This window comes from Archangium sp. (assembly GCF_057119385.1).
This window is the reverse complement of record NZ_DBNGVP010000209.1, coordinates 1-23426: the sequence shown is the minus strand read 5'-3', so window position 1 is coordinate 23426 and position 23426 is coordinate 1. Positions and strand designations below refer to the sequence as shown.

Annotated in this window: 15 protein-coding genes and 2 pseudogenes; 1 reads left to right on the top strand and 16 read right to left on the bottom strand. The window is 70.9% G+C overall.

Features of this window, described 5'->3' with window-relative positions:
* Positions 1-73: 73 nt before the first annotated feature.
* From AC16DP_RS47755 to AC16DP_RS47685, 15 genes are all read right to left on the bottom strand, one after another.
* Positions 74-958: a DNA-methyltransferase gene (locus tag AC16DP_RS47755; RefSeq protein WP_329730630.1), complete on the bottom strand. Its 885-nt coding sequence runs from the start codon at positions 956-958 to the stop codon at positions 74-76.
* Between the two features lie 198 nt (positions 959-1156).
* The gene (rpmE, locus tag AC16DP_RS47750; RefSeq protein WP_329730631.1) at positions 1157-1450 is read right to left on the bottom strand and encodes a 50S ribosomal protein L31; all 294 of its coding nucleotides are present in this window, start codon (positions 1448-1450) and stop codon (positions 1157-1159) included.
* A gap of 123 nt (positions 1451-1573) precedes the next feature.
* Positions 1574-2485: a bifunctional UDP-sugar hydrolase/5'-nucleotidase gene (locus AC16DP_RS47745; RefSeq protein ID WP_329730632.1), complete on the bottom strand. Its 912-nt coding sequence runs from the start codon at positions 2483-2485 to the stop codon at positions 1574-1576.
* A gap of 72 nt (positions 2486-2557) precedes the next feature.
* A complete protein-coding gene (locus AC16DP_RS47740) occupies positions 2558-2683 on the bottom strand; it encodes a hypothetical protein (protein WP_329730633.1) in 126 nt (41 codons plus the stop codon).
* Positions 2684-2685: 2 nt separating this feature from the next.
* Positions 2686-3549, bottom strand: coding sequence for a tetratricopeptide repeat protein (locus AC16DP_RS47735; RefSeq protein WP_329730634.1), 864 nt, complete (start codon positions 3547-3549; stop codon positions 2686-2688).
* A 76-nt stretch (positions 3550-3625) separates the two neighbouring features.
* Entirely contained in the window at positions 3626-4954 is a 1329-nt protein-coding gene (locus tag AC16DP_RS47730) for a CheR family methyltransferase (protein WP_329730635.1), read from the bottom strand.
* A 6-nt stretch (positions 4955-4960) separates the two neighbouring features.
* Positions 4961-6034, bottom strand: coding sequence for a chemotaxis-specific protein-glutamate methyltransferase CheB (gene cheB / locus AC16DP_RS47725; protein ID WP_329730636.1), 1074 nt, complete (start codon positions 6032-6034; stop codon positions 4961-4963).
* Positions 6035-6103: 69 nt separating this feature from the next.
* Positions 6104-8557 (bottom strand): hybrid sensor histidine kinase/response regulator, encoded by a 2454-nt coding sequence (locus AC16DP_RS47720; protein WP_329730637.1) that lies wholly within the window; start codon positions 8555-8557, stop codon positions 6104-6106.
* The gene (locus AC16DP_RS47715) at positions 8554-10374 is read right to left on the bottom strand and encodes a methyl-accepting chemotaxis protein (RefSeq protein ID WP_329730735.1); all 1821 of its coding nucleotides are present in this window, start codon (positions 10372-10374) and stop codon (positions 8554-8556) included. The genes AC16DP_RS47720 and AC16DP_RS47715 overlap by 4 nt, the downstream gene beginning before the upstream one ends.
* On the bottom strand, positions 10374-12197 hold the full coding sequence (locus AC16DP_RS47710) for a methyl-accepting chemotaxis protein (RefSeq protein ID WP_329730638.1): 1824 nt from the start codon (positions 12195-12197) through the stop codon (positions 10374-10376). The genes AC16DP_RS47715 and AC16DP_RS47710 overlap by 1 nt, the downstream gene beginning before the upstream one ends.
* Positions 12194-12574, bottom strand: a complete 381-nt coding sequence (locus AC16DP_RS47705; protein ID WP_329730639.1) for a protein CrdC — start codon at positions 12572-12574, stop codon at positions 12194-12196. The genes AC16DP_RS47710 and AC16DP_RS47705 overlap by 4 nt, the downstream gene beginning before the upstream one ends.
* Before the next feature lie 3 nt (positions 12575-12577).
* On the bottom strand, positions 12578-13012 hold the full coding sequence (locus AC16DP_RS47700) for a chemotaxis protein CheW (protein WP_329730640.1): 435 nt from the start codon (positions 13010-13012) through the stop codon (positions 12578-12580).
* Positions 13013-13039: 27 nt separating this feature from the next.
* On the bottom strand, positions 13040-13798 hold the full coding sequence (locus AC16DP_RS47695) for an OmpA family protein (protein WP_329730641.1): 759 nt from the start codon (positions 13796-13798) through the stop codon (positions 13040-13042).
* An 84-nt stretch (positions 13799-13882) separates the two neighbouring features.
* A complete protein-coding gene (locus tag AC16DP_RS47690; protein WP_329730642.1) occupies positions 13883-14425 on the bottom strand; it encodes a hypothetical protein in 543 nt (180 codons plus the stop codon).
* Positions 14426-14582: 157 nt separating this feature from the next.
* On the bottom strand, positions 14583-21773 hold the full coding sequence (locus tag AC16DP_RS47685) for a S8 family serine peptidase (protein WP_329730643.1): 7191 nt from the start codon (positions 21771-21773) through the stop codon (positions 14583-14585).
* Between the two features lie 451 nt (positions 21774-22224).
* Here AC16DP_RS47685 and AC16DP_RS47680 point away from each other — a divergent pair.
* A pseudogene (locus AC16DP_RS47680) lies at positions 22225-22953 on the top strand (sigma-54-dependent transcriptional regulator); the annotation flags it as partial.
* Here the strand turns inward: AC16DP_RS47680 and AC16DP_RS47675 are convergent.
* Positions 22947-23426: pseudogene (locus AC16DP_RS47675) on the bottom strand (FHA domain-containing protein); the annotation flags it as partial. The pseudogenes AC16DP_RS47680 and AC16DP_RS47675 sit on opposite strands and share 7 nt — an antisense overlap.

Below are 23426 nucleotides of genomic sequence, written 5' to 3'. Positions count from 1 at the left end.
GAGCACCTCTTGCTCGCGGCCGGACTCGCGCTTCGACAGCTGGCGAGCGACAACAGACGCGTATGGGATTGGACTACCGGCGAGCAGCGCGCTCGACCTCGGTCAGGCGCTTCTGCGACAGCTTCAGGTACTGCTCGTCCATGTCGATGCCCACGTAGCGCCGGCCCAGCTTCAGCGCCGCCACACCCGTGGTGCCACTGCCGTTGAAGGGATCCAACACCAGCGCGTCCTCGGGGGTGCTCGCCTCGATGACGCGCTCGAGCAGCGACACCGGCTTCTGCGTGGGGTGGCTGCCGTGCGCCTTCTCCTCGCGGCGCGGCGCCGTCATCGTCCACACGCGGCCGGACTCGTCGGCGGCCAGCTCCTCGTCACCCGTGCGCGGCAGCGCCCACACGTCGCGCATCTGCTTGCCACCGTTGTCCGCCTTCATCTTCGAATAGTTGAAGGTGTGCTGCAGCTTGGAGGCCGGCTTGGGCGAGGCCCAGATGAGCAGCTCGGAGGAGTGCGTGAAGTAGCGGCACGCCAGGTTGGGGCTGGCGTTGGGCTTGTACCAGGTGACGGTGTTCAGCAGCTTGTAGCCGAGCTTCTGCATCGCGAAGCCGACCGAGAAGATGACGTGCTGCGTGCCGCTCACCCAGATGGTGCCGGTGGGCTTGAGCACCCGCTGGCAGGCCTTGAGCCACGCGGTGGTGAAGGCGTGGTCCTCGTCCACCCCGCGCGACACGTCCCAGCCGCCCTTGTTCACCGCGGCGCGCTTGCCGTTCTTGCAGGTGAAACCGCCGTTGGACAGGAAGTAGGGCGGGTCGGCGAACACCATGTCGAAGGTGCCCGGCTCGAACTGCTCCATCAGCGCCAGGCTGTCGCCCTGGTACAGCCGGTACGCATCGCTCTTGGCGTAAAGGCTCTCGCGCAGAGAGGGCTGCTGAACGAGCTTCAGGGCAGTGGCTTCCGCGGACATCTCGCCTCCGTCAGGGGTCGTCGTGACGGGCGGGAATGTGCGGGCAACATGCTGCTACGTCCAATTTCTGATCTGTAGCACCCTGAAACTTGACAGGAATCAGGGGTGCCCGAAACGCCGCGAGCACGGCGGGAGTGCCTCTCGTCGAGGCCTTCCAGCGCCGTGCTCGGCGGGTGCTACGCGGTCGTGCGGAAGAGACTAGGCCTTGGCCTTCTTGGCGGTCTTCTTCGCGGCGGTGCCCTCGGCGGGAGCAGCGGCGGGGGCGGAGCCCTCGGCGGCGGCGCCCTCGGCCGGCTTGGCGGCGTACTTCTTGCGGAACTTCTCCACGCGGCCCGCGGTGTCGAGCAGCTTGTACTTGCCCGTGAAGAAGGGGTGGCAGTTCGAGCAGACTTCCACGGTGAACGAGCCGCGCGTGGACTTGGTCTCGACGGTGTTACCGCACGCACAGGTGATACGGGCGGCCGGGTAGACCGGGTGCAGATCGGGCTTCATTTGGACGACTCCCTGCGCCTTGCCCCCACGCGGAGGTGGGAGGTCTGGCGTTCTAGAGGTAGGCCGGCGCTTATAACGGCGGACCGGCCCTGGCACAAGGCCCGCGACCGGGCCCCGTCCAGACTAGTGAGATGCGGACCCCGGGGGTTCGATTCGCTCCACCCGCTTCTTCACCTCGGGATCATCCTGAACGTTGCCCCCCAGGGCGATGTACGACAGGCGCAGGGTGCGCTCACTCCCCTGCTTGCCGGGTTCCACCTGCAGTGCGAGCGCCTTCCGGCGCGCCTCGACGCTGGCGATGGTCTCCTCCCAGCTCTTCCGGGTCCGCTCGTCCTTCGCCGCCGCCAGGCTCCGCCTCGCCTGCTGGAGGTTGGCGTCGAGCATCTTCAGGTTCTGCTGGGCCCGCTCCGTCTCGGAGAGGTCCACGAAGGGACCCTTGCCGTCCACGGAGAGGGTCAGGTGGCCGATCTCCCGCCCCCGCTCGCCCGTGGGGACGAGGGTGGCGAAGTCGTTGCGCTGGGGCGTGCCCTGTCCCCGGTTGTCGTTGGACTGGAGGATGAGGTCCACGGCGTTGCCCGCCTCCTGGGAGAGCTTGACGGCCTCCAGGTAGGGCACGGCGGCGAGCACCACCACCACGTCCACCTTGTCCTGGGTGCGCAGGCGGCGGGACTCGGTGATGGCGGCGGGCACGGGAGGCTTGCCCACCGCGCCCTTCTGCGTGGACACCGGCCCCTCCGGCGAGAGGCCCACCAGGCCGAACTTCACGCCGCCCACCGTCACCACCGTGGAGGCCGGGAAGAGCGGCTTGCCCGCCGCGTCCACCAGGTTGGCGGACAGGAGCTTCATCTTCCGGCCCTTCGAGGACCGGGTGAGGAAGTCCGTCCCGAGCGTCAGGTCGCGCGTGCCCACGGCCATGGCCGTGGTGCCCAGCCCGTCCATCAACTCGAGCAGCAGCGCGGCCCGCTCCTTCTCCTTCGGATCACCCCCCGCCGCGGCGGATTTGAAGAGCGCATTGCCCGCGTCCAGCACCAGCACCGGCTTGTCCCCCGCGCGCTCCCGCGAGAAAGCCGTCTTTCGTCTGGCCAGACCGCCAGACGGGTTGTGGCGTCAACCACAGGGGGCGATCTCGCCCCCGTTGTCTCCGGTGAAGAGGAGGACCACCTGCCTGGGCGCCGCGTTTGACACCATGGGCGTCAGCAGCAGCGCGAACACGGCCAGCAACGTCAGACGCATGCTCACTTCTTGCCACCCTTCTTCGGCTCGGCCTTCTTGGCCTTGTCCAGCTCGGCCAGGCGCGCCTTGGCCGTCTTGGCCGCATCGGACTTCGGGTAGCCCTTCACGAGCTCCTCGAGCGCCAGCCGCGACTCCTCCTGCATCTTCAGCTTCTTGAAGCACTCCGACGAGCGCAGGTACGCGTCCGGCGTGGAGTCCGCCTTGGGGTGCTCCTGCAGCAGCTTGCCGTACTCGTAGAGGGCCTCGCGGCACTTGTCCTCGGAGAAGTACGTCTCCCCCAGGCCGAAGTGGGCCTCGGCGGCCAGCGCGTCCTTGGGCCACTTCTTGAGGAACTCCGAGTAGAGCTGCCGCGCCAGGGCCATGTCGCCGCCCTTCGCCTTCTCCTGGGCCAGCGCGAGGAACTCCTTCTTGTCCGTGGGCCGCTTCAGCTCCTCGGCCTTCTTCCGGGCCTCGGCCTCCTTCAGGGCCTCGTCGCCCTTGAGCGCCTGCAGCCGCTTCTCCGTCTCCTCGCTCGTCTTGGAGAGCGCGCCTTCCAGCTCGCCAATCTTGTAGAGGTACGTCTCCACCTGGCCGCGCAGCTGCGCCAGATCCTCCACCGTCTTCTGCAGTTGGATGCCGATGTCCGCGCCCGAGCGGCGCGAGGCCGTGTCCAGGCTCTGCAGGGCCTTGGAGACCTCGGCGATCTTCGCGTCGATCTTCGGCAGCGTGGCGTCGAGCTGCTCCCGGGTCTGCTTCAGCTCCGCCTGGAGCTGGGCCTGGGAGGCATCGAGCTTCTCGAGACGGGTCTCCAGGGCGCGGCCGCGGTCGGCGGGGTAGAAGCAGCCGGAGAGCGCGAGCGGGAGGGCTATCAGGGCAAGCCTTCTCATAGGGGGGCGCATCTTACGGTCAAACCCCCTGGCCCGCGCGGGCTTCTTCGGCCCTCGGGGCCCGCCTGCCCGCCTGTCAACGCGCCGGAGGCGGACCGGCGCCCCGCTCCACCCGCTCGATGGCTCGCGCACAGGCCACCTGCAGCCGGGCGTTGTTGAGGAAGAAGGGGGTGTTGCGCGCCCTCCCCTCCTCCAGCGAGCGCAGGGCCCGCCGGTACTCCACAGCGGCCTCGGCCGGTACGCCCCGCTGCTCGAGCAACATCCCCAGCAGGTAGCGCGCCGCGGCCAGGTCCGGGTCCAACGCGAGGCAGCGCCGCAGCGCCTCCGCCGTCTGGGGGCTCGCCTCGCCTCCCGAGGAGGCCCACTCCAGCACCTTCGCGAAGAGGGCATCCGCCTCCGTGTGCGCGCCGGCATCCCCGGGCCGCACCTCGGCGGGGGCCTCCGGTGGCGGCGGCGGGGCGGGGATCGCCGGGAAGCGGCCCGACATCGCGGTCCTCGGCAGGGGCTGGCGGGTGCCCACCGCGGGCAGCCCACTGGAGCTCGGCGTCCTCGGGGCCCCGGGCGGCGTCGCGTCGGTGAAGCCCATGGCCTCCTGCGCCCGCGCGTAGAAGAAGGCCTGCTCGAAGCGCACGGTGCGCAGGCTCGGCGGCGCGCGCAGCAACGGCTCGGCCGCCGAGAGCACCAACATCCCCTCCGGAGCCAGCCGCCCCGCCAGCGACGCCACCACCCGCTCGAAGGAGTCGGGGGCGAAGTAGATGAGGACGTTGCGGCAGACGATGATGTCGAAGCCCTGCCCCTCCGCCGCCACCGGGTACGGCAAGTCCATCAGGTTGTGGCACTCGAAGCTGGCCCGCTCCTTGAGGTGCCCCACCAGCGTGAAGCGGCCCCCGGGGGCGGGCAGGAACCAGCGCTCGCGCATGCCCGAGGGCACCCGCTGGAGCTGCTCCGAGCTGAAGCACAGCTCCCGCGCCCGAGTAATCGCCGACTCCGAGATGTCCGTGCCCAGCACCGTGCTGTCCGGATCCGCCCCCACCTCGGCGAGCAGCACCAGCAGCGTGGCCACCTCCTCGCCCGTGGCGCAGCCCGCGCTCCACACCCGCAGCGGCCGGCGCATCCTCGCCACCATCGGCTCCAGCACGTGCGCACGCAACGCCGCCAGCTGCGACTCGTCCCGGAAGAGCTCCGTCTTCTGCACGGAGATGGCGTCGATGAGCTCGGCCAGGTCCGCCGCGCCCGCGGGCGTCTGCAGGTGCAGCAGGTACTGCGGCGTCAACCCGCCCGGCCGTGCCGTCAGCTTCTCGTCGAGCCGGCGGCACTGCAACTCACTCAAGGCCATGCCCGTCCGCCGCGCCACGAAGGCGTGGAAGGGACTGGAGGCCGGCGGAAAGGCGGAAGAAGGAGCCACCTGCGATCAGCGCCCCGCGGTGAGCATCTCACCCCGGGCGAGCCGTACCAGCGCTCCCGCGATGTCGTCACCGTGGACGAGGTGATCCACCGCCTTGCGCGCCACCGACGCGCCCGGCATGCCGAACACCACGCACGACTCCTCGTTCTGCGCCAGCGTCAGTCCGCCAGCCTGCTTGATGGCGAGCATGCCATCCGCGCCGTCCTCGCCCATGCCGGTGAGGATGAGCCCCAGGGTGCGCCGTCCGTAGGCCTTGGCCGCGCTCTCCAGCAGCACCGTGCCCGAGGGCATGTGGCCGTCCCGCTCCACGCCCGGCCGCAGCGCCACCCGCCCCCGGAAGGGGATGGACATGTGCTGCCCCGGCGGGGCGATCAGCACGTTGCCCGGCAGCAGCTGCTCGCCGTCCGTGGCCAGCCGCACCTTCAGCTTCGAGGAGTTGGCCAGCCAGCCCGCCAGCGACTCGGAGAAGGCGGCGTTGATGTGCTGGACGATGACGATGGGCGTGGGGAAGTCCGCCGGCAGCTCCGAGAGCATCCGGAAGAGGACCTGCGGACCACCGGTGGAGCTGGCCACCGCGAGCACCCCGTACGGCATGCCCACCGGTTGCGCGGGCGTCACCGCCGCCCCACCCGTGCCCGGCAACGGCGGCCGGCGCTGCTTGCTGTTGTGGATGTGCCGGATGACGCGCACCGAGGACAGCAGCTTCACCTCGCGCGACAGGTTCCACGCCTCGGTGCCCGCGTCGATGGCGGGTTTGATCTGCAGCGCCAGCGCGCCCAGCTCCAGCGCCCGGCACGTGAGCTCCGGGGCCTGCTGCCGGGGATCCGCCGTCAGCATGAGGATGGGCGTGGGCACCTCGGCCATGATGTGCTCCACGGCCGTGAGCCCATCCATCACCGGCATCTCCACGTCCATGGTGATGACCTGCGGACGCAGCTCCCGCGCGGCCTCCAGCGCCTCCTTGCCGTTGGCGCAAGTCCCGACAACCTCCAGGTCCGGATCCCGGCCCAGAGCTTCGCAGATCAGCTGTCGGCAGATGTGCGAGTCGTCGACGACCAGCACTGACACTTTCTTGCCCATGTGGCTTCCATACTCCGTGCGCGACGCCCCGAGTATACCCAATTGGGCCCACAGTCCCGCAGGCGCACGTCAGCCCAGGAGCCGGCCCACCACGTCCACCAGATCCTGACGCACCAGGTCACCCTTGGTGATGTAGCCGTCCGCCCCCGCCGCCAACCCGCGCTGCCGGTCCTCCTCTCCTCCACGCGTGGTGAGGATGACCACGGGGAGGACCTTGTGGGTCGCATGCGCCTTGAGGCGGCGGGTCAGCTCCAACCCGTCCACCCGGGGCATCTCCAGGTCCGTGCAGACCAGGTCCACCCTGGGGCCATTGGGGGCCGCGTTGAGCATGTCCAGGGCCTCCATGCCGTCGGTGGCCATGACCACATCGTACCCCACGGCCTCCAGCAGGGAGCCGATCAGCTCCCGGGTGAGGGGGGAGTCGTCCACCACGAGGATGCGGCGGCGGGGAGCGGGAGGTGGACGGGAGGGAGCGGGCGCGCGGGGTACCCGCGGGCCCATGGCTCCCTGGGCGCTGGCGATGAGGTGGGCCGCCGACAGCACCATGGCGAGCCGGCCATCCGCCAGGGTGGTGGCGCCCGTGAGGTGCGGGAAGCGCGCCAGCAGTCCCTTCAACGGCAGGATGGCCTGGACGCTCTCCTCCAGGACGCGGTCCACCGCCAGCGCGGCCGTGGCCCCCTGGCTGCGCACCACCAGCACCAGGGCCCCCTCGCCCGCCACCTCCTCCGGCCCCAGCCCGAGCAGCGCCCCCAACGAGGCGAAGGGCATGGGCTGCTCATCCACCTCCAGCACCGCGCGCCCGGCCACCTCGCGGATCTGCGAGGCCTCCACCTTCACCGCCCGCGAGACGTGGACGGCGCTCAGGCAGAGCGTCTCCTCGCCCACCTTCACGAAGAGCAGCGGGGCCACGGTGAGGGACACCGGCACCCGCAGCTCGAAGCGCGTGCCCCCGCCCGGCGAGGAAGCCACCAGCACGTCTCCCCCCAGCGCCCGGAGCGAGCTGCGCACCGCGTCCAGCCCCACGCCGCGTCCGGAGATGTCCGTGGCCACCTCGCGCGAGGTGAAGCCCGAGAGGAAGATGAGCTCGCGCGCCGCTTGATCCGTCAGCGCCGACGCCGAGGCCTCGTCCAGGAAGCCCTTGCGCACCGCCGCCCGGCGCAGCAGCGCGGGCTCCAGGCCCACGCCGTCGTCCTCCACGCGCAGCACCAGCCGGTTGCCGTCCCGCGCGGCCCCCAGCGTCAGCCGTCCGCGCGGGTGCTTGCCCGTGGCCACCCGGTCCACCCGGGACTCCAGACCATGGTCCAGCGCGTTGCGCACCAGGTGCAGCAGGGGATCCCTCAGCGCCTCCACCACCGCCCGGTCGGCGCGGGTGTCCTCGCCGTCCACCACCAGCTCCACTTCCTTGCCCAGTTCGCGCGCCAGATCGCGCACCATGCGCGGGTAGGGCTCGAAGAGCACGGAGAGCGGCAGCATGCGCAGGCGCTGCACCTCTTCGGCCACGTAGCCCAGGTCGCGCAGCTCCTCGTTGGCCAGCAGCTTCGCCTCGCGGTGGAGGGCGGCGGCCAGCTCCTTCGCCTTGCCCAGCCGCTCCGAGAGCGCGGCGGCCGCCGGCCCCAGGTCCTCCGCGGCCCGCGCCAGCAGGCTCAGCTCCCGCGCCAGCTCCAGCCGCCGGGTGGTGGCCAGCTCGCGGCGGCGCGACACCTGGGTGAGGTTCGTCACCGCGCTCGTGAGCAGATCCAGGCTGGCCACGCCGATGCGCACCGAGCCGTCCGCCCGGTCTCCCGCGCGCACACCGGACGCCGAGCCCGTCCGCACCGGCACCTCGGGCGTGGCCGGCGGCATCCGGCTGATGGTGGTGGCGGCGGTGGCCGTCACGGACCCCTGCGCGCGCGGAGGCTCCACCGGCACTGAGCGACCCACCAGGGGAGGCCGCGCCGGGGGAGCCGGCACGGGAGGAGCCGACGGGGGCGGCGCCTGCCGGGACACCAGCGAGGACACCATGACGTTCAGCGGGGCCGAGCCCCACGCGGGGGTGACCTCGTCCCGCTCGTCCCGCTCCTTCTCCGGGGCCTCCTTGCGCGCGGGCGGCACCGGAGGGGGCGCCGGGCTCGGGGTGGGGGCGGGCGCCACCTGACCGGAGACCTCGGCGCGGGTGCACTCCTGCAGCCAGCGCACCAGCTTGTCCACCTCGGGAGGCGTCTGGGCCGGCTCGGGCGACGCCCCGGCCAGCACCAGCACCGCGTCTCCCGCCTGGAGCAGCGCGTCGATGGAGCCGGCGGACATCGCATGCTCGGCGCGCTCGGTGGAGCGCACCAGCTCCTCCATCTCGTGCACCACGGAGTTGATGGCGTCGAAGCCCATCATCCGGGCCTCGCCCTTCAGCCCGTGCAGCTCGCGCAGCACCGTGCGGCCGGCCTCCAGGCTCGCGCCCGCCTCCAGTTCCACGATGCGCCGGTTGATGCGCTCCAGGCGCACCCCCACCAGCTCCCGGAACTGTTTGAGCAACTTCTCCCGCGCGCTCACACCTTGCCCCCTGGCGCGGGTGGATCGATCTGGAAGCGCTCCACCACCCCTCTCAAATCACGCGCCAGCGTGGACAGGTCGCCATTGGCACTGATGACCTGCTTGGTGGCGTTGTGGCTCTGCTGGGTGATGCGCAGGATGTCCGCCATGGCCTCGGCGAGCAGATCCGTGCCGCCCTGCTGCTGCTGCGTGGCCAGCGAGATGGCCCGCACCGCGTCCGACGTGCGCCCGGCCAACTCGACGATCTGCCGCAGCGACTCGGAGACCTGCTGCGCCAGCGCGGTGCCCGTCTCGGTGGCGCGCACGCCGCCCTCGGTGGCCATCACCGCGCCGCCCGAGGCGTCCTGCACCTCCTCGATGAGCCCCTCTATCTCCTTGGTGGACTCGATGACGTTCTCCGCCAGCCGGCGCATCTCCGCGGCCACCAGCGAGAAGCCCTGCCCCACCTCGCCCGCCTTGGTGCCCTCCAGCTCGGCGTTGAGCGCGAGCAGGTCCGACTTGTCGGCCACGCCGTTGATGAACTCGACGATCTTGCCGATCTGCTGCACGCGCTTGTTCAACCGGGCCACCGCGGTGGCGATGGCCTGGTTGTCGTGGCGCATGCGGTTCATCGTCTCCAGGAAGGCCTCGGCGCTGGCCTGTCCCTGGCGGGCCGCCGCGAGCGTCTTGTGGGCGATCTCCGCCACCGAGCCGGCGTTCTCGGCGATCTGCCGGGCCGAGCGCGCCAGCTCCTCGGTGGTGGCGCTCGTCTCATCCAGCGAGCTGGCCTGCTCGGCGGCACCGGCCTCGTAGCGCGAGGAGGTGGAGAGAATCTCCTCGGTGGTGGTGCCGATGCGGTAGCCGGCGCGCTGCAGCTGCGCCAGCACGTCCGCCAGGTGGGCGCGCATGGTGGAGAAGGCGGCCGAGACGGACCACACCTCGTCCTCGGCGGGGATGATGCGCGAGCGGCTCAGGTCCCCCTCGGCGATGCGGTGGGCGTCCTCGCCCAGCTGGCGCATGGGACGGCCCAGCAGGGTGCCGCCCAGGTAGGCCGCGGCCAGGGCCACCCCGAAGACGAGCAGGCACAGCGCGCCGCCGGACCACAGCGCCTCGGTGCGCAGCAGCTCGGCCAGCTCCGCCTGGCGCTTCGGGTCGGCCTCCGTCAGCACCTGATCGAAGGCCCGGTTGGCCAGCACCGTGCTCACGTCCCAGATGAGCATGGCCGGCGTCACCACGACGATGGCGGTGAAGAGGCTCAGCCGCAGGCGGATCTGCGAGCGCCGGGGCGCCACGGAGATGGCCAGCTCGGGCGTCAGGCCCAGGGGGCCCATGTCCAGCACCACGCGCCGGGCCCGCAGCGTGACGATGCAGTACGTCAGCAGCGAGGAGAGCGGACCGAAGATCAACCCCGGCAGGCCGGTGCGCAGGGACTCCAGGAGGCCCATGGGCGCGCCGCTCACCCACAGCCCCACGTTGACGAGGACGGAGGTGAGCATCCACATGGCCAGCGTGGAGGTGAAGGTGAAGTCCGCCAGCCCGTGGACCTCCCGCAGCGCCTGCCCGAGCAGCTCCGGCTGGCTCGGTCCTTGCGCGGCCTCCACGACGAGCAGCCCGCGCAGCCGGCGCAGGCACAGCACCGCCTGCACCACGATGGCGATGAAGGAGAACGCCCCCATCAGCCTGAGGAACAGCGGCATGCTGTCATCCAGCCGCTCCCCGATGGTGAGCTGGGCGTAGCGGCTGCTGAGGATGAAGGTGGTGACGTTGGCGTAGACGACCGCCATCACCAGGCGGCGGCTGAAGGGACGCCGGTAGCGCAGGAAGCGGGGGGTCCGCATCACCCTTCCCTCTCCGCCACGCGGAAGCGCTGCACCGTGGCCTTCAAATCCCTCGCCAGCGCGGACAGGTCCGTGTTGGCCGCCACCATCTGCTGGGTGGCCTCGGCGTTCTCCTCGGTGACGCGCAGGATGTCGCCCATGGCGGCGGCGAGCTGATCCGTGCCCGTCTGCTGCTGCTGGGTGGCCAGGGAGATGGAGCGCACGGCGTGGGACGTCTGCCGCGCCAGCTCGAGGATGAGGCCCAGGCTCTGGTCCACCTGCGCCGCCAGCGAGGCGCCGCGCTCCGTCGTCTTCAGGCCCGCCTCGGTGGCCATCACCGCCGCCTGGGTGGCGTCGCGGATTTCGTCGATCAGCCGCTCGATGGCCAGCGTGGAGGACAGCACGTTCTCCGCCAGCCGCCGCATCTCCGCGGCCACCAGCGAGAAGCCCCGGCCGGGCTCACCCGCCTTGGTGCCCTCCAGCTCGGCGTTGAGCGCCAGCAGGTCCGACTTGTCGGCGATCTCGTTGATGAACTCCACCACCTTGCCGATCTGCTGCACCCGCTTGTTGAGCCGCACCACGGCATCCGCGATGCCCTGGTTGTCCGCCTTCATGCGGTGCATGGCCGCGAGGAAGGCCGCCGCGCTGCGCTGCCCGCTCTGCGCCGCCCCGAAGGTCGTCTCCGCCATGGTGGACACCGACTCGGCGTTGACGGCGATCTGCTGCGCCGAGCGCGCCAGTTCCTCGGTGGTGGCCCGCGTCTCGTTGAGCGAGATGGCCTGCTCCCCCGCGCCGGACTCCTGGTCCGCCGAGGTGGCCACCAGCTGCTCGGTGGTGGAGGAGATTTGAAGCCCCGCGCGCTGCAACTGCACGAGCGCCTGGGCCAGCTGCGCCTGCATGCGGGTGAAGGCGCCGGACACCGCCCACACCTCGTCCTCGGCGGGGATGAAGCGCGGGGTGCGCACCTCGCCCTGGGCGATGCGGGTGGCGTCCTCGGACAGGGCGCGCAGGGGCTCGGCCAGCGCCGTGCCCGCCACGTACGCCGTGCCCACCACCAGCAGCACCACCATGCCGGAGAGCACCACCAGCGCCATCCCGGTGGAGTGGCGGGCCTTGTGCACCACCTGCTTCTGCACCGCGGGCTCGCCCCGGTTCTCCAGGATCCGATCGAAGGTGCTCAACGTGCGGCTCACCGACACGTCGAGGATGAAGATGGACGGGCTGAGCACCGCCACCGCGGTGAACATCACCAGCCGGCGCCGCAGCCGCAGCCGCTCGGTGGGGAGCGCGGCGATGACCTCCTGCGGGGACAGGCCCTGCGCGGCGATGCGCTCGGAGGCCCGGCGGCCCCGGCGCACCACCATGAGGTAGACGAGCATGGAGGACAGCGGGCCGAGCGACACGCCCACCAGCATGAGGCGCATCCCCGTGCTCCACGGCGCCTGCGCCAGGGGCGGGAACGTCACCGCCAGCATCAGCGCGCCCCCCACCCAGGCCTGCAGGGTGAACCAGAAGCAGCGCCCGGGGATGCGGCGGACCTCCTGGAGCGCGCGGCGCAGGTTGTCCGGATTGGACGGCAGCCGCCCCTGCTCCACCGCCCGCAGCACGCGCAGCGCGTGACGCTCCTGGGCGCCGGACAGCACGGCGTTCATCACCAGCACCGCCAGCAGCAACCCCAGGAAGAGCCAGCCATGGCCCGCGGGCACCGAGTGCGTGAGCCTGCCGTAGAACAGCGCCAGCCCCAGCCCCACCACCCCGCCCAGCCAGGACGGCTGCGTGGTCCACGCCGACAGGCCCTTCAGCCCCTCCGGGACGCTCCCCTTCAATCCCTCCAGCGCACTCACGCGGCCTCCCGGGCGGAGGGCGCCAGGAAACGCCCGAAGTCCACCAACGACATCAACGGCCACAGCGCGCCCCGCACCTGCACGAAGCCGCGCAGACTGCCCCCCGCCACCCGGGCCAGCAGCGCCGGCGCCGGCAACAGGGAGAGCGGCTCGGAGTCGATCTCCAGCGCGTCCACGCCCACCGCCTCACCCGAGGCGGCCACGAGGATGCGCTCGGGCCCGGTGCACGAGCCGAAGGCCTGGCACGCCGAACCGGCCCGGCCCCCGAAGGTGCCCGGCGACTCGATGGTGGCCACCTCGTGCGCGGAGAAGGCCACCCGGTGGTGGCCCGCCCGGCACAGGAGCATGCCGGTGATGCTGCGGCTGCCCGTGGCCATGGCTCAGCTTCCCTGGCTGAGGTGATCGAACAGGCCCTCGGGATCGATGACCGCCACGTCCCGTTGGGCGCTGCGGGCGGGCCCGCGCAGGTGGAGGTGCACCCCGTTGACCCCCAGGGGCTCCAGGCGTCCGTCCACCTGGGACACGCCGGCCACCCGGCTGGCGGTGAGGGCCAGGGTGCCTCGCGTCAGCCGCACCAGCACGGCGCGGCGGGTGGGCTCGCTCTCGCCGGACACCAGCGTGCTCATGTCCACCACGGGGATGACCTCCCCACGGTGAGCGAAGACACCCAACAGGTGCCCGGGGGCGCCGGGCACCCGCGTCAGCTCCGGAAAGCTGACGACTTCCGCCGCGACCTCAGCTGGTACGGCGTACCAGCTGCTGCCACAGGCGAATACGAGGTAGGACTGCCGCGTCTCGGTCTCGGTCGAGGCCATTTCGCGCGCAGCCTACCTCAAGGACGGCTAGCGCACGAACTCGACGCGACGGTTGGCCGCCCAGGACTCCTCCGTGGCGCCCTGCTCGGCCGGCTTGTTCTCGCCGTAACCCACCGTCTTCAGCTGGCTGGCCGGCACGCCCAGGTCCACCAGGTACTTCTTGACCGAGGCGGCGCGCTTCTGGGACAGCTGGAGGTTGTACTCCTCGGTGCCACGCTCGTCCGCATGCCCGGCGAGCTCGATGCGGCCGGCGCCCGAGTCCTTGATGCACTGGGCCAGCTCGCCCAGGCGGCTCTGGGCCTCGGGGGTGAGGGAGGACTCGTTGAAGCCGAAGCGCAGCGGCTCATAGTTGCACTCGGTCTTCTGGGCGGCGGCGGCCACGCACTTGTTCTCCTTGCACTCCTGGTCCCCACCGCAGTCGGTGTTGGAGTTGCAGGCGCCCGGCGGCAGCGCGCAGCGGCCCTTCTGGCACTCCTGGGCGCCCTGGCACTGGGCCTTGGAGGTGCACTGCGGCTCGGCGCACTTGCCGGCCTCGCAGATCTTCCCGCCCGTGCACTGCTCGTCACGCGAGCACTCCGGGCCCTTGGGAACGCACTTGTTCTCCTGGCACGCGAAGCCCTCCTTGCAGTTGGCGTCGGCGGCGCACTCCTGGCAGGAGCCGTTCACACAGACCTCGCCCTTCTCCTGGCAGGTCTCGTCGCTGTTGCACTTGGGGTAGGTCGGCGGGCAGCCGGCCAGCACCGTCACAGCGAGGGCAAGCCCCGCGACCATCGAAATCCGACGCATTTCTCCTCCAAAAAAAGGACGTCCCGAGGACGAGTCACACCCAATTACGAGCCGTCCGCGTCTAGCCCGCCCTTGAACGTGGAGTCAAAGGCTTTTGTCCCTTTTGGAAGGTTCCACCCTGCCTTCGAAGCCCTTGATAGGACAAAAGAAAATCGAGAAACCGAGCCCGGCCGCCCGCCCCGCGGCCCACCGGGCGGCCTGGTTGCTTTCAACTCCCTGTGACAGGGCCGGACCATCCGTACCTTCCTGGGCGAGACACACCCCGTCCTCCCACCGGAGCCGCGGCCTGCGCGTCAGGCCACAGCGGGACTTGAGCCCCGCCTCCTCCTGCCACGCCTTCTCGGCCTTCTCGAGCGCCTCGAGCCGGGCCCGCAGCGTCTTCACGTCCGTGGTCCGCGAGCAGTACGCGATGAACTCACGCGGTCCGCCGCAGGGCTTGTGGCCGAATCCCGCCAGCTCGCATTCCTCCACCTTCTCGCAGCCGCGCGGGTTGGCCAGCGCCCGCGCCTCGCTCGCGAGCCTCTCCGCCCGCTGCTTCGATTTCGAGCCGCCCTCCCCCTCCGCCCCGCCCGCGCCCAGCAGCAACATCACCGCCCACGCCCCCACCTGCGCCGTCAGCAACACCATGCCGCACCTCCTGGCCTCCACCCGCGGGCCTTCCCAAAAGCGGAACGCGCGGGGGGAGTGCCCCACACCGCGCGTTCCGGTCAACCGGCTCGTCTCCAGGGCAACCGGTCCGTCCCGGCGCGCCCAGTCAGCGCGCGCACGGGACGGGCCCCACCGCTCAGGCGGCCTTGCGCGTCTCCTTGCGCGACTCCTTGCGCGTCTGGCGCCGCCGCAGGGACACGTACCGCGCCAGGGCGAACAGCCCCAGGTACAGGCTCGCGTCCGCGCCCGAGGTGGCGCCGCAGCCGCAACGCTCGGCCTTCACGGTGATGCCCACCGGAGCGGAGCCCACCACGTTGCCCGCGCTGTCGGAGAACACGGCCGTCACCGTGTGCGCCGTGCCGCCCGCCACCCTGGAGCTGTCCCAGGTAGCCGTCAGCGTCGCCTCCGTGCCGGTGGCGATCACCTGCCCATCCACCAGGAGGGAGAGCCGGGCCGGCGTGGTGCCCGCGGCCACCGCACCCGCGGCGGTGATGCGGACCTCACCGGACACCTCCGTGCCGCCCGCGGGCTCCGTCACCGCCACGGTGGGCTGTGCGAAGGGCGTGACGTTGGTCTGCGCGACGCCGCTCAGGCTGGCCTGCTCGGCGTCCGTCAGGGTGAGCGTCCTCAGCCCCGAGGACATGAACGTCACCTTCAGGCCGGAGAGCACCCCGTCCACGAAGGCCGCGTTGGCCGGGAGGTGTCCCGAGCCGTCCGAGCTCGCCACCCGGACCGCCCCCGCGTAGGAGGTGGCCACGTTGCCGTACGCGTCATACGCCGTGGCGGAGAGCGTCACCTCCTGGCCCGCGGTGACGCTCGCGGGGAGCGACAGCGCGTAGCTGGCCACCGGGCCCGGCGTCACCTCGAGCGCCGTGCTCGTCGCACCCGCGAAGCCCTGGGCGCTCGCCACCAGCGTGTAGCCGGTGCCGGCCTTGCGCAGGGACACGCCGTCGAACTTCGCCACGCCATTCACCGCGGACACCGGCGCCGCGCCGAGCAGCATGCCGGCCGCCGGGTTCGCGCCGAGGCTCAGCGTCACCTGGGCGCTGCCGCCGGAGAGCACGTTGCCCTGGGCGTCCTGCAGCTCCACCTCGATGGGCGCCAGCGTGACACCCGCCGCGACCCGGGCCTGCGTGCCGCGGAAGACCAGGCGCGCCGGAGCCCCCGTGGAGACCTCGAACGCCGAGCTCGTCGCCGAGGACAGCGCGGCCGCGCTCGCCTGGAGCGTGTAACCGCGGCCAGGACGGTTGAGCGACAGGTCCTCGAAGGTGGCCACGCCGTTGACGGCCGCCACCGTGGTGGTGCCCGTCAGCACCGCACCGCCCGGGTTGGAGCCCAGGGAGAGCGTGATGGCATCCGACGCCCCCGTGACGAGGTTGCCGAAGGCATCCCGGATGGACACGCGCACCGCCGGGCCCATCGCCGCACCCGCCTGCGCGGCACCGGGCTGGACCGTGAAGGCCAGCGCCGCCGCCGCACCGGGCGAGACATCGAACGTGCCGCTGGTGACGTCCACCAGCCCGTCCGCCTTCGCCAGCAGCCGGTAGCCCGCCGCCGCCTGGGTGATGGCCAGGTCGCCGAAGGCCGCCACGCCGCCGCTCGCCGTCACCGTGGTGGTGCCGCCCAGCGTGGCACCCGTGCCGCCCTGGAGCGTCAGGGTGATGCTGTTGGCCGCCGCCACCGGGTTGCCGAAGGCATCGCGGATCTCCACCTCGACCGGGGCGAGCACCGCGCCCGCCGTCGTGTGGGCCGGACCCGTCCGGAACACCAGCCGCGAGGACTTGCCGGCCTCCACGTCGAACGCCGCGCTCGTCGCGCCCTCGAGCGAGCCCGAGGCCGCGACCAGCGTGTAACCCGCGCCCACCCGGTTGACGGTCAGGTCGCTGAAGGAGGCCACGCCGTTGACGGCCGCCGCCTTCATCGTGCCCACCAGCGAGGCCCCTTCCGGGTTGCTCGCCAGGGACAGGGTGACCTCGTCATTCGCGCTCGCCACGAGGTTGCCGTACTCGTCCTGGACGGCGACCTTCACCCCCGGGGCGAAGGCCGTGCCCGCCGCCACGTTGGCCGGCTGGACGGAGAAGGCCAGTGCCGCCACCGCGCCCGGAGCGATGTCGAAGGCGCGGCTGGTGGCCTCCGTCAGGCCCGTGGCGTTCGCGCTCAGCGTGTAGCCCACGGCCGCCCGGCGGATGAAGAGCGACGGGAAGGTGGCCACGCCGTTGACGGCCGCCACCGTGGTGGTGCCACCGAGCGAGCCGCCCGCCGGCCCCCCCAGCGAGAGCGTCACTTCCGCCGTCGCGCTGGTGTTGAGGTTGCCCTCCACGTCCTGGATCTCCACCGTCACGGGGGCGAGCGTCGCGCCCGCCACCGCGCTGGCCGGAGGCGTGCGGAACGCCAGCCGGGCCGGAGCACCCGCGCGGACGTTGAAGCCCACGCTGCTGTCCAGGAAGAGTCCACTGCCGCCCGCCTGCAGCGTGTAGTTGACGCCGGGGCGCGTCACCGTCAGGGCGTCGAAGGTGGCCACACCCCTCGCCGCGTTCACGGTGGTGGTGCCCGCCAGGGCGCCGCCGCTCGCGTTGTAGGCCAGCGACACGGACACGGGCGAGTTGACCTGCGTCGCCAGGTTGCCGAGCCGGTCATACAGGGAGACCTCCACGGCCGGGGAGATGGGCGCACCCACCGCCACGTCGGAAGGCTGCCGGGTGATGAGGGCACGGTACGGCTCGCCGGGCGTCACCTCGAACAGCTCGCTGCCCGCGCTGGTCAGCGTGCCCGAGGTGGCCGTCAGCTTGTTCCCGGTGCCCACCTTGTTGAGCGACAGGTTGGAGAAGGTGGCCACACCGCTCACCGCCGCCACCGTGGTGGTGCCGGAGAGCGTGGCGCCTCCAGGACTGGCGCTCAGCGCGAGGACGACGTTGGCCGTGGACGTGCTCACGTTGCCGAACCTGTCCAGGATGGCCACCTGCACCGGAGGAGCGATGGGCACTCCCGCCGCCACGGTGGAAGGCTGGGTCACGATGGCCAGCTTGTTGGCCGCGGCCGGGGTGATGTTGAAGCCGGAGCTGGTGGTACCGGTGAGGCCGGTGGCGCTGGCCGCCAGCGTATAGCCCGTCCCCACCTTGTCGATGGACAGGCCGCTGAAGGTGGCAACGCCGCTGCTCATGGCCACCTTCGCGGTGCCGGACAGCGAGCCACCGCCCACGTTGTCACCGATCACCAGGGTGACGAGGTACGAGCCCGTGGACACCGTGTTGCCATACACATCCGTCAGGCCCACCTTCACGGCGGGCGAGAGGGAGGCACCGGCCACCGCGTTGGTGGGCTGCACGGTGAAGCCCAGGCGGGCCGCGGGGCCGGGGGTGACGGTGGTGCTGGCACCGGCGGTGATGCCCGGGTTCGCCGTGTCCGTCGCGGTGACGGACTGCGCGCCCACGGTACCGAAGGTGACGGGCAGGCCGCTCGCCACGCCCGCGGTGAAGAGCGCGGTGGAGAGCACCACCGCGCGGGGATCCGAGCTGGTGAGCGCCGCGCTGCCATTGTAGCCGGTGGCCACCTGGCCCACGGCGTCATACGCCGTCACGCTCACGGCCGACTCCGTGCCCGCGGCCACCGAGGCCGGGAGCCCGGTCACCTTGTAGGCCACGGCCGGTCCCGGAGGCGGAACGTTCGTGGTGCAGCGGACCACCGAGTCCGCCGTGACGCGCACATCGTCCACGTAGAAGCCCTCGTAGCTGTTGGAGCCGTCACTGTGGAAGCGGAACCCGAACCACACCTTCTGCCCGGCGAGCGCGCCCAGGTTGACGGTCACTGGCTTGAGCGAGCCGTTGGCGTTGATGCTCTGGTAGGTCCAGATGCGGGTCGACGTGCCGCTGAGCAGGTTGTCGTAGAGGCCCGCCGAGAGGTACGGCTGCGTCGAGGACACCGTGTCGGACACCTCGGTCCAGGGACCGCTCGCGCCCGTGGTGCTGTAGACGAGGTAGACGCCGTCGAACCTGGACTCCAGGTTGTACCAGACGTTGAACGTCATCTGGGGGCTGAGGGGGCTGGACGGAATGGCGAAGCCGTTGATGTCGGACGACACCGAGCCGTTGCCTCCCAGCACCAGCAGGTGATCCTGGGTGTTGGAGTAGGTGCCGCCACACGTGGTGCCCGTCGAGGCCATCCGGTACGCGTTCGTGGCCGACTGGTAGTGGCAGCCGGAGAAGATCTTCATGGTGGACGCGCTGCCGGTGATGACCGTGGGGAGCCAGTACGCGGACGCGCTGGCCGGGCGGTTGGCGTCGAAGTCATCGAAGTAGCGCACGCCCGGCGTCACGGTGCCGGTCACCGTGGTCCCCTGCTGCACCGAGTTGGTCTCCTCGAACGTGGCCGTGCTCGTCTCGGTGGCGCGCACCACGTAGTAGTACGGGGTGCCTTGCGCCAGGTTCAAATCATCCGAGAACGAAGTGCCCGTCACCCCGGTGGCGATCCGGTTGGCCGCCGAGGGGGTGAAGCCCGGCGTGGTGCTCCGGTACACCGAGTAGCTGAGGGTGCCACCGCACAGCGGCGTGGCCGCGGACCAGGCCAGGGTGTTGGTGCAGGTGCTGGAGACGCCGCTGTTGACGGAGGTGAGCCCCGCGAACGTGGGCGGCAGCGTGCACACGCCCGTGCTCACCACCGAGGCCTCGTTGGAGTCCGGTGACTCGACACAGTCCACCGCACGCACCACGTAGTAATACGTCGTCCCGCCCGACAGGCCGGCGTCCGTGAACGGCGGCGCCGCCACGGAGCCCACGCGCGTATACGGCCCGCCCCGCGTCGTGGCCCGGTAGACGTTGTACGAGGTCGCGCCATTGGGCGCCCAATCCACGTCGACGCGGCTGGTGCCACTCGGGGTGGCCGTCACCCCGGAGAGCGTGCCACCCGGAGTACCGCAGACGTTGTAGACGACGAGCGCGAAGTCCTGATCCACCGCCACGCCGTTGTTGGGCACACCGTCCGAGTTGAGGTTGGTGGCCGTCACCGTCACGGTGAAGGGACCCGTGATGCCCGCCGGCAGGAAGACGCTCTCCACGTTGTTCTGGGTGTCCGCGCTGCCGCCCGTCACGGACGTGCCACCGCTGAAGACGTTGCCCTTGTACGTGTTGCCCCCCACCGTCACGGTGAGGTCCAGGTTGTTCTTCCAGGCGCTGCCGGTGGTGGAGCCCGGAGCGTCCGTCCAGGCCAGCGTCACACGGAAGGGCCGGGTCGCATCCACCACCCGGTTGGTGAAGGTGCGCGTCTCGCCCGTGGTGCGCAGCAGGTTGTCCGGCCGCTGGTCCTCCAGCAGGCGTTGGACCCCGTCGAACGCCATGCCCAGGTCCATCAGACCGGTGCCCTGGCTGTTGGAGTAGAGCGAGTCGTTGGCCCCCGTCCCCGTCATGTAACGGGTGGAGCCCATCAGGAAGGCCTTCATCATCGCCGGGCTGGGCGGAGTGCGGCCCTGGTTGATGAAGTATTGGCGGACGAGCGCCGCCGCACCCGCCACCGCGGGCGTGGAGTGGCTGGTGCCGGAGGAGGCCGAGTACCACTGCTGGCCCGACGACGGGTAGAAGAGGCTGCCGCCGGTGCCGCCACAGACGCCATCGCCAAGACTGGTGAAGCAGGAGAGCGCCGCGCCAGTGGGGTTGGCCGGCGTGGAGGAGCGCTGGCCCGCGGCCTGGGCCACGCCGCCTCCCACGTGCGTGCCCGGAGCCTGGATGTCCGGCTTCTTGCGGCCATCGGCGGTGGGACCGCGGCTGGAGAACGACGCCACGTCGTAGAGGCTGTTGGCCTCGCTGTCGGGGGTCGCGCAGCCGTCATCGCCCCCGAAGGGCCGGACGTTCTCCGAGGCTCCCACGGCGATGACGTTCTTCGCCGTGGCCGGAGAGCCGATGGAGCCCGCGGTCGGCCCGTCGTTACCCGCCGCGACGGCGATGAACATCTCCTGGTTGCCCGGGTTCGGCACCGCCGCGTCCGCGGGCTGCGCGTCGCGCACCAGCGCGTCGAACCGCTGCGCGTCCGCGTCGTACAGGTCGGTGGAGGCGCCCCAGCTGTTGGAGCTGATGCGCATGCCGTCCCGGTACGCGCGCGACTGCAGATCCTCGTAGTCCGGATCCGTGAAGTTGCTCGGGTCGAACACCACCGAGGAGCCCACCTTCACGAAGGGCGCCACGCCCAGGCCATGGAGGAAGCCCGCCGTGTCCGCGTGGGGAGCGCCGCTCAGGTTGACGTAACCCGCCACGATGTGGGTGTTCAGGTTGCCGTGGCCATCGCAGCCCTGGAGGGTGCTGCCCGTGTTCGCCGTGCCCTCCAGCCGGTTGTAGACGACGCGGCTGGCGGCCCCGACATCTCCCTTGACGTACAAGCCGAAGTGGTTGGGCACCGGAGTGCCGTTGTCCAGGCCGCTGTCACTCACGTCCACGCCGAAGCCGGACGCGGTGAACTGCTCCTGGGTGAAGCCCTTGGACGCCAGCCACGCCAGGTAGCCCGGCCCCGTCGGACCGGTGCCGGTGAGCTGCCCGGCGAGGATCATGTCCTGCCGCTCGTCGAACTTCTTGCGCTGCGGGCGCGGCTGGATGGACAGCACATCCGGGCGCTGGACGATCTGATCCAACGCCTTCCGGTCCACCCACGCCACCACGTTCACGTAGTCCATCGCCTCCTGGACCACGCCCTCGCGCGCCTGCAGCCCGCGGATGAGCGCCAGCGTCTCCGCGTTCGCCTCGTCATCCTTGATGAGCTGGATGGAGTAGGTGGGCGTGTCGATCGTCTGGATCGAGGGATCCAGCTTGTAGTCCTCCAGGTACTCGCCATCCCACTGGATGGCCGGGGAGGCGGTGATGTGCCGCTGCAGGCTGTTCAGCGCGGCCCCATCTCCATAGACGAGGTAGGCGTTGTTGGGGACGTACGTCACCACCTTGACGCCCGTGGCCTCCAGCTCCGCGAGCCACTCGGCACGCACCGGGCCGGAGAAGTGCACCAGGTGGAAGCGCTTGCCCACGAACGCCGTCTTCCGCATGCCGCGCAGGGACGTCGCGCTCGCGGTCGTGGTGTCGATCTTCCCCGCGTTCAGCAGGATGTGATCATAGTCGTCACGCAGCTCCACGCCCGGCGCGGCCGGCAACGACTCCAGCGTGGCGGTGTCCACCTGCACCAGCTTGAAGGAGCCATAGTCCCCGAGGACCCTGGCGCCCTGCTTCTCCAGCTCCGCCGCCTTCTGCGCACTGAGCTGGACCTTGTGGAACGGCGCATCTGAACGATAGCCCTCGAGCCGCTGTCCGGACTCGTTGCCCGAGCCTCCGCACGCCAGCGCCGTCGTGAGCCATGCCACTCCCAGCACTCTCGTGGACACACCACGAGCGCGCATACCGGCAGTCCGGTACGCCGATTCCTTCATGGGTCTTGCCCCTTGAACGACGAGCGGGCCACGCCTGCTTCCATGGCTCCGCCCGGTGAAGTCCGGTGGCTGCTCCGCTGTCGGCAACGTCCCCTGCGAACGCCGGAGTTACCCGCCCGCTACCCACCACCGGAGTCTGATGAAATATCACACTCCTGCAAAGACTGACAAGAAGCGGACAATGCAAGCCATTGATTGAAGGTCAATCCTTTTGACACGCAAAGAAAAGGCTTGAGCAGAGCAGCCTGGCAGCCAGGCGTCGCGAGAAGTGCCGCGCTCTCAGAAGTCAGGAAACTCCACGGCGCTTGGAGCTTGAACGAACGGAGGATTTCCGGGACGGTGCGGCCCGGCGGCCACAGTGGCCCCTGCCCCCAGGTGCTTCGACATGCCTTCCACCGTGCTCATCGTCGATGACGAGAAGAACATCCTCCTGACGCTCCAGACGTCGCTGCAGCTGGCGGGCTACCGCACGGAGCTGGCGGCCAGCGGGCAGGTGGCCCTGGACGTGGTGTCCGCGCGCCCGGTGGACGCGGTGCTGATGGACGTGAAGATGCCGGACATGGACGGGCTGACGGCCCTGGCCCGGTTGATGGAGCTCAAACCAGAGCTGCCCGTCATCATGATGTCCGGGCACGGCACCATCGACACGGCGGTGAAGGCCACGCAGCTGGGGGCACGCGACTTCCTGGAGAAGCCCATCGCCCGGGACAGGCTGCTGGTGGCGCTGCGCAACGCGCTCAAGCAGCAGGCGATGCTCGAGGAGCTGCAGGCCCTGCGCGCGGAGGTGGGCCGCTACGACATGGTGGGCAGCGGCCCGGCCATGCAGCGCATCTTCTCGCTCATCCAGCGCACGGCGCCCTCCGAGGGCCGGGTGCTCATCACCGGCGAGAACGGCACCGGCAAGGAGCTCATCGCCCGGGCGCTGCACCAGAACTCCAAGCGCAAGAGCGGGCCCTTCGTGAAGCTCAACTGCGCGGCGGTGCCGCACGAGCTCATCGAGAGCGAGCTGTTCGGCCACGAGAAGGGCGCCTTCACCGGCGCGATGACCAGCCGCCCCGGCGCCTTCGAGCGCGCGCAAGGGGGCACCATCTTCCTGGACGAGCTGGGCGAGCTGCGGCTGGACAGCTCGTGGACGGCGCGCGCCACCAGCTCCTTCCCGGTGCCCGTCTCTCCCTGGATGATGACCGACACGTCCATGGGGGCGATGCGCTTGATGAGCCCGAAGATCTGCCGCATCTTCACGCTCTGCCCCACCATGCCGCCCAGCTCGCTGTCGCGGTCGGGCTCGATGGTCACCTCCTCGTCGATGGGCGAGAAGGTGACGACGCTGGAGCCGGCGCGGATCTGCGAGCCGGGCGAGAGGTAGGCCCGCTCAATCCGGCGCCCGTCCAGGAAGGTGCCGTTGGTGGAGTTGAGGTCCACCAGCAGGTGGCCGCGCTCGGTGTACTGGATCTCGAAGTGGTGGCGGCTGGCGGTGCGGTCCTCCACGAGGACCAGATCGTTCTGCGGGTGCGAGCACACGCGCAGCCGCTCCTTGTCGCTCACCAGCGAGCGCACATCGTCCGGGCCGGCCGACACCAGCAGCTT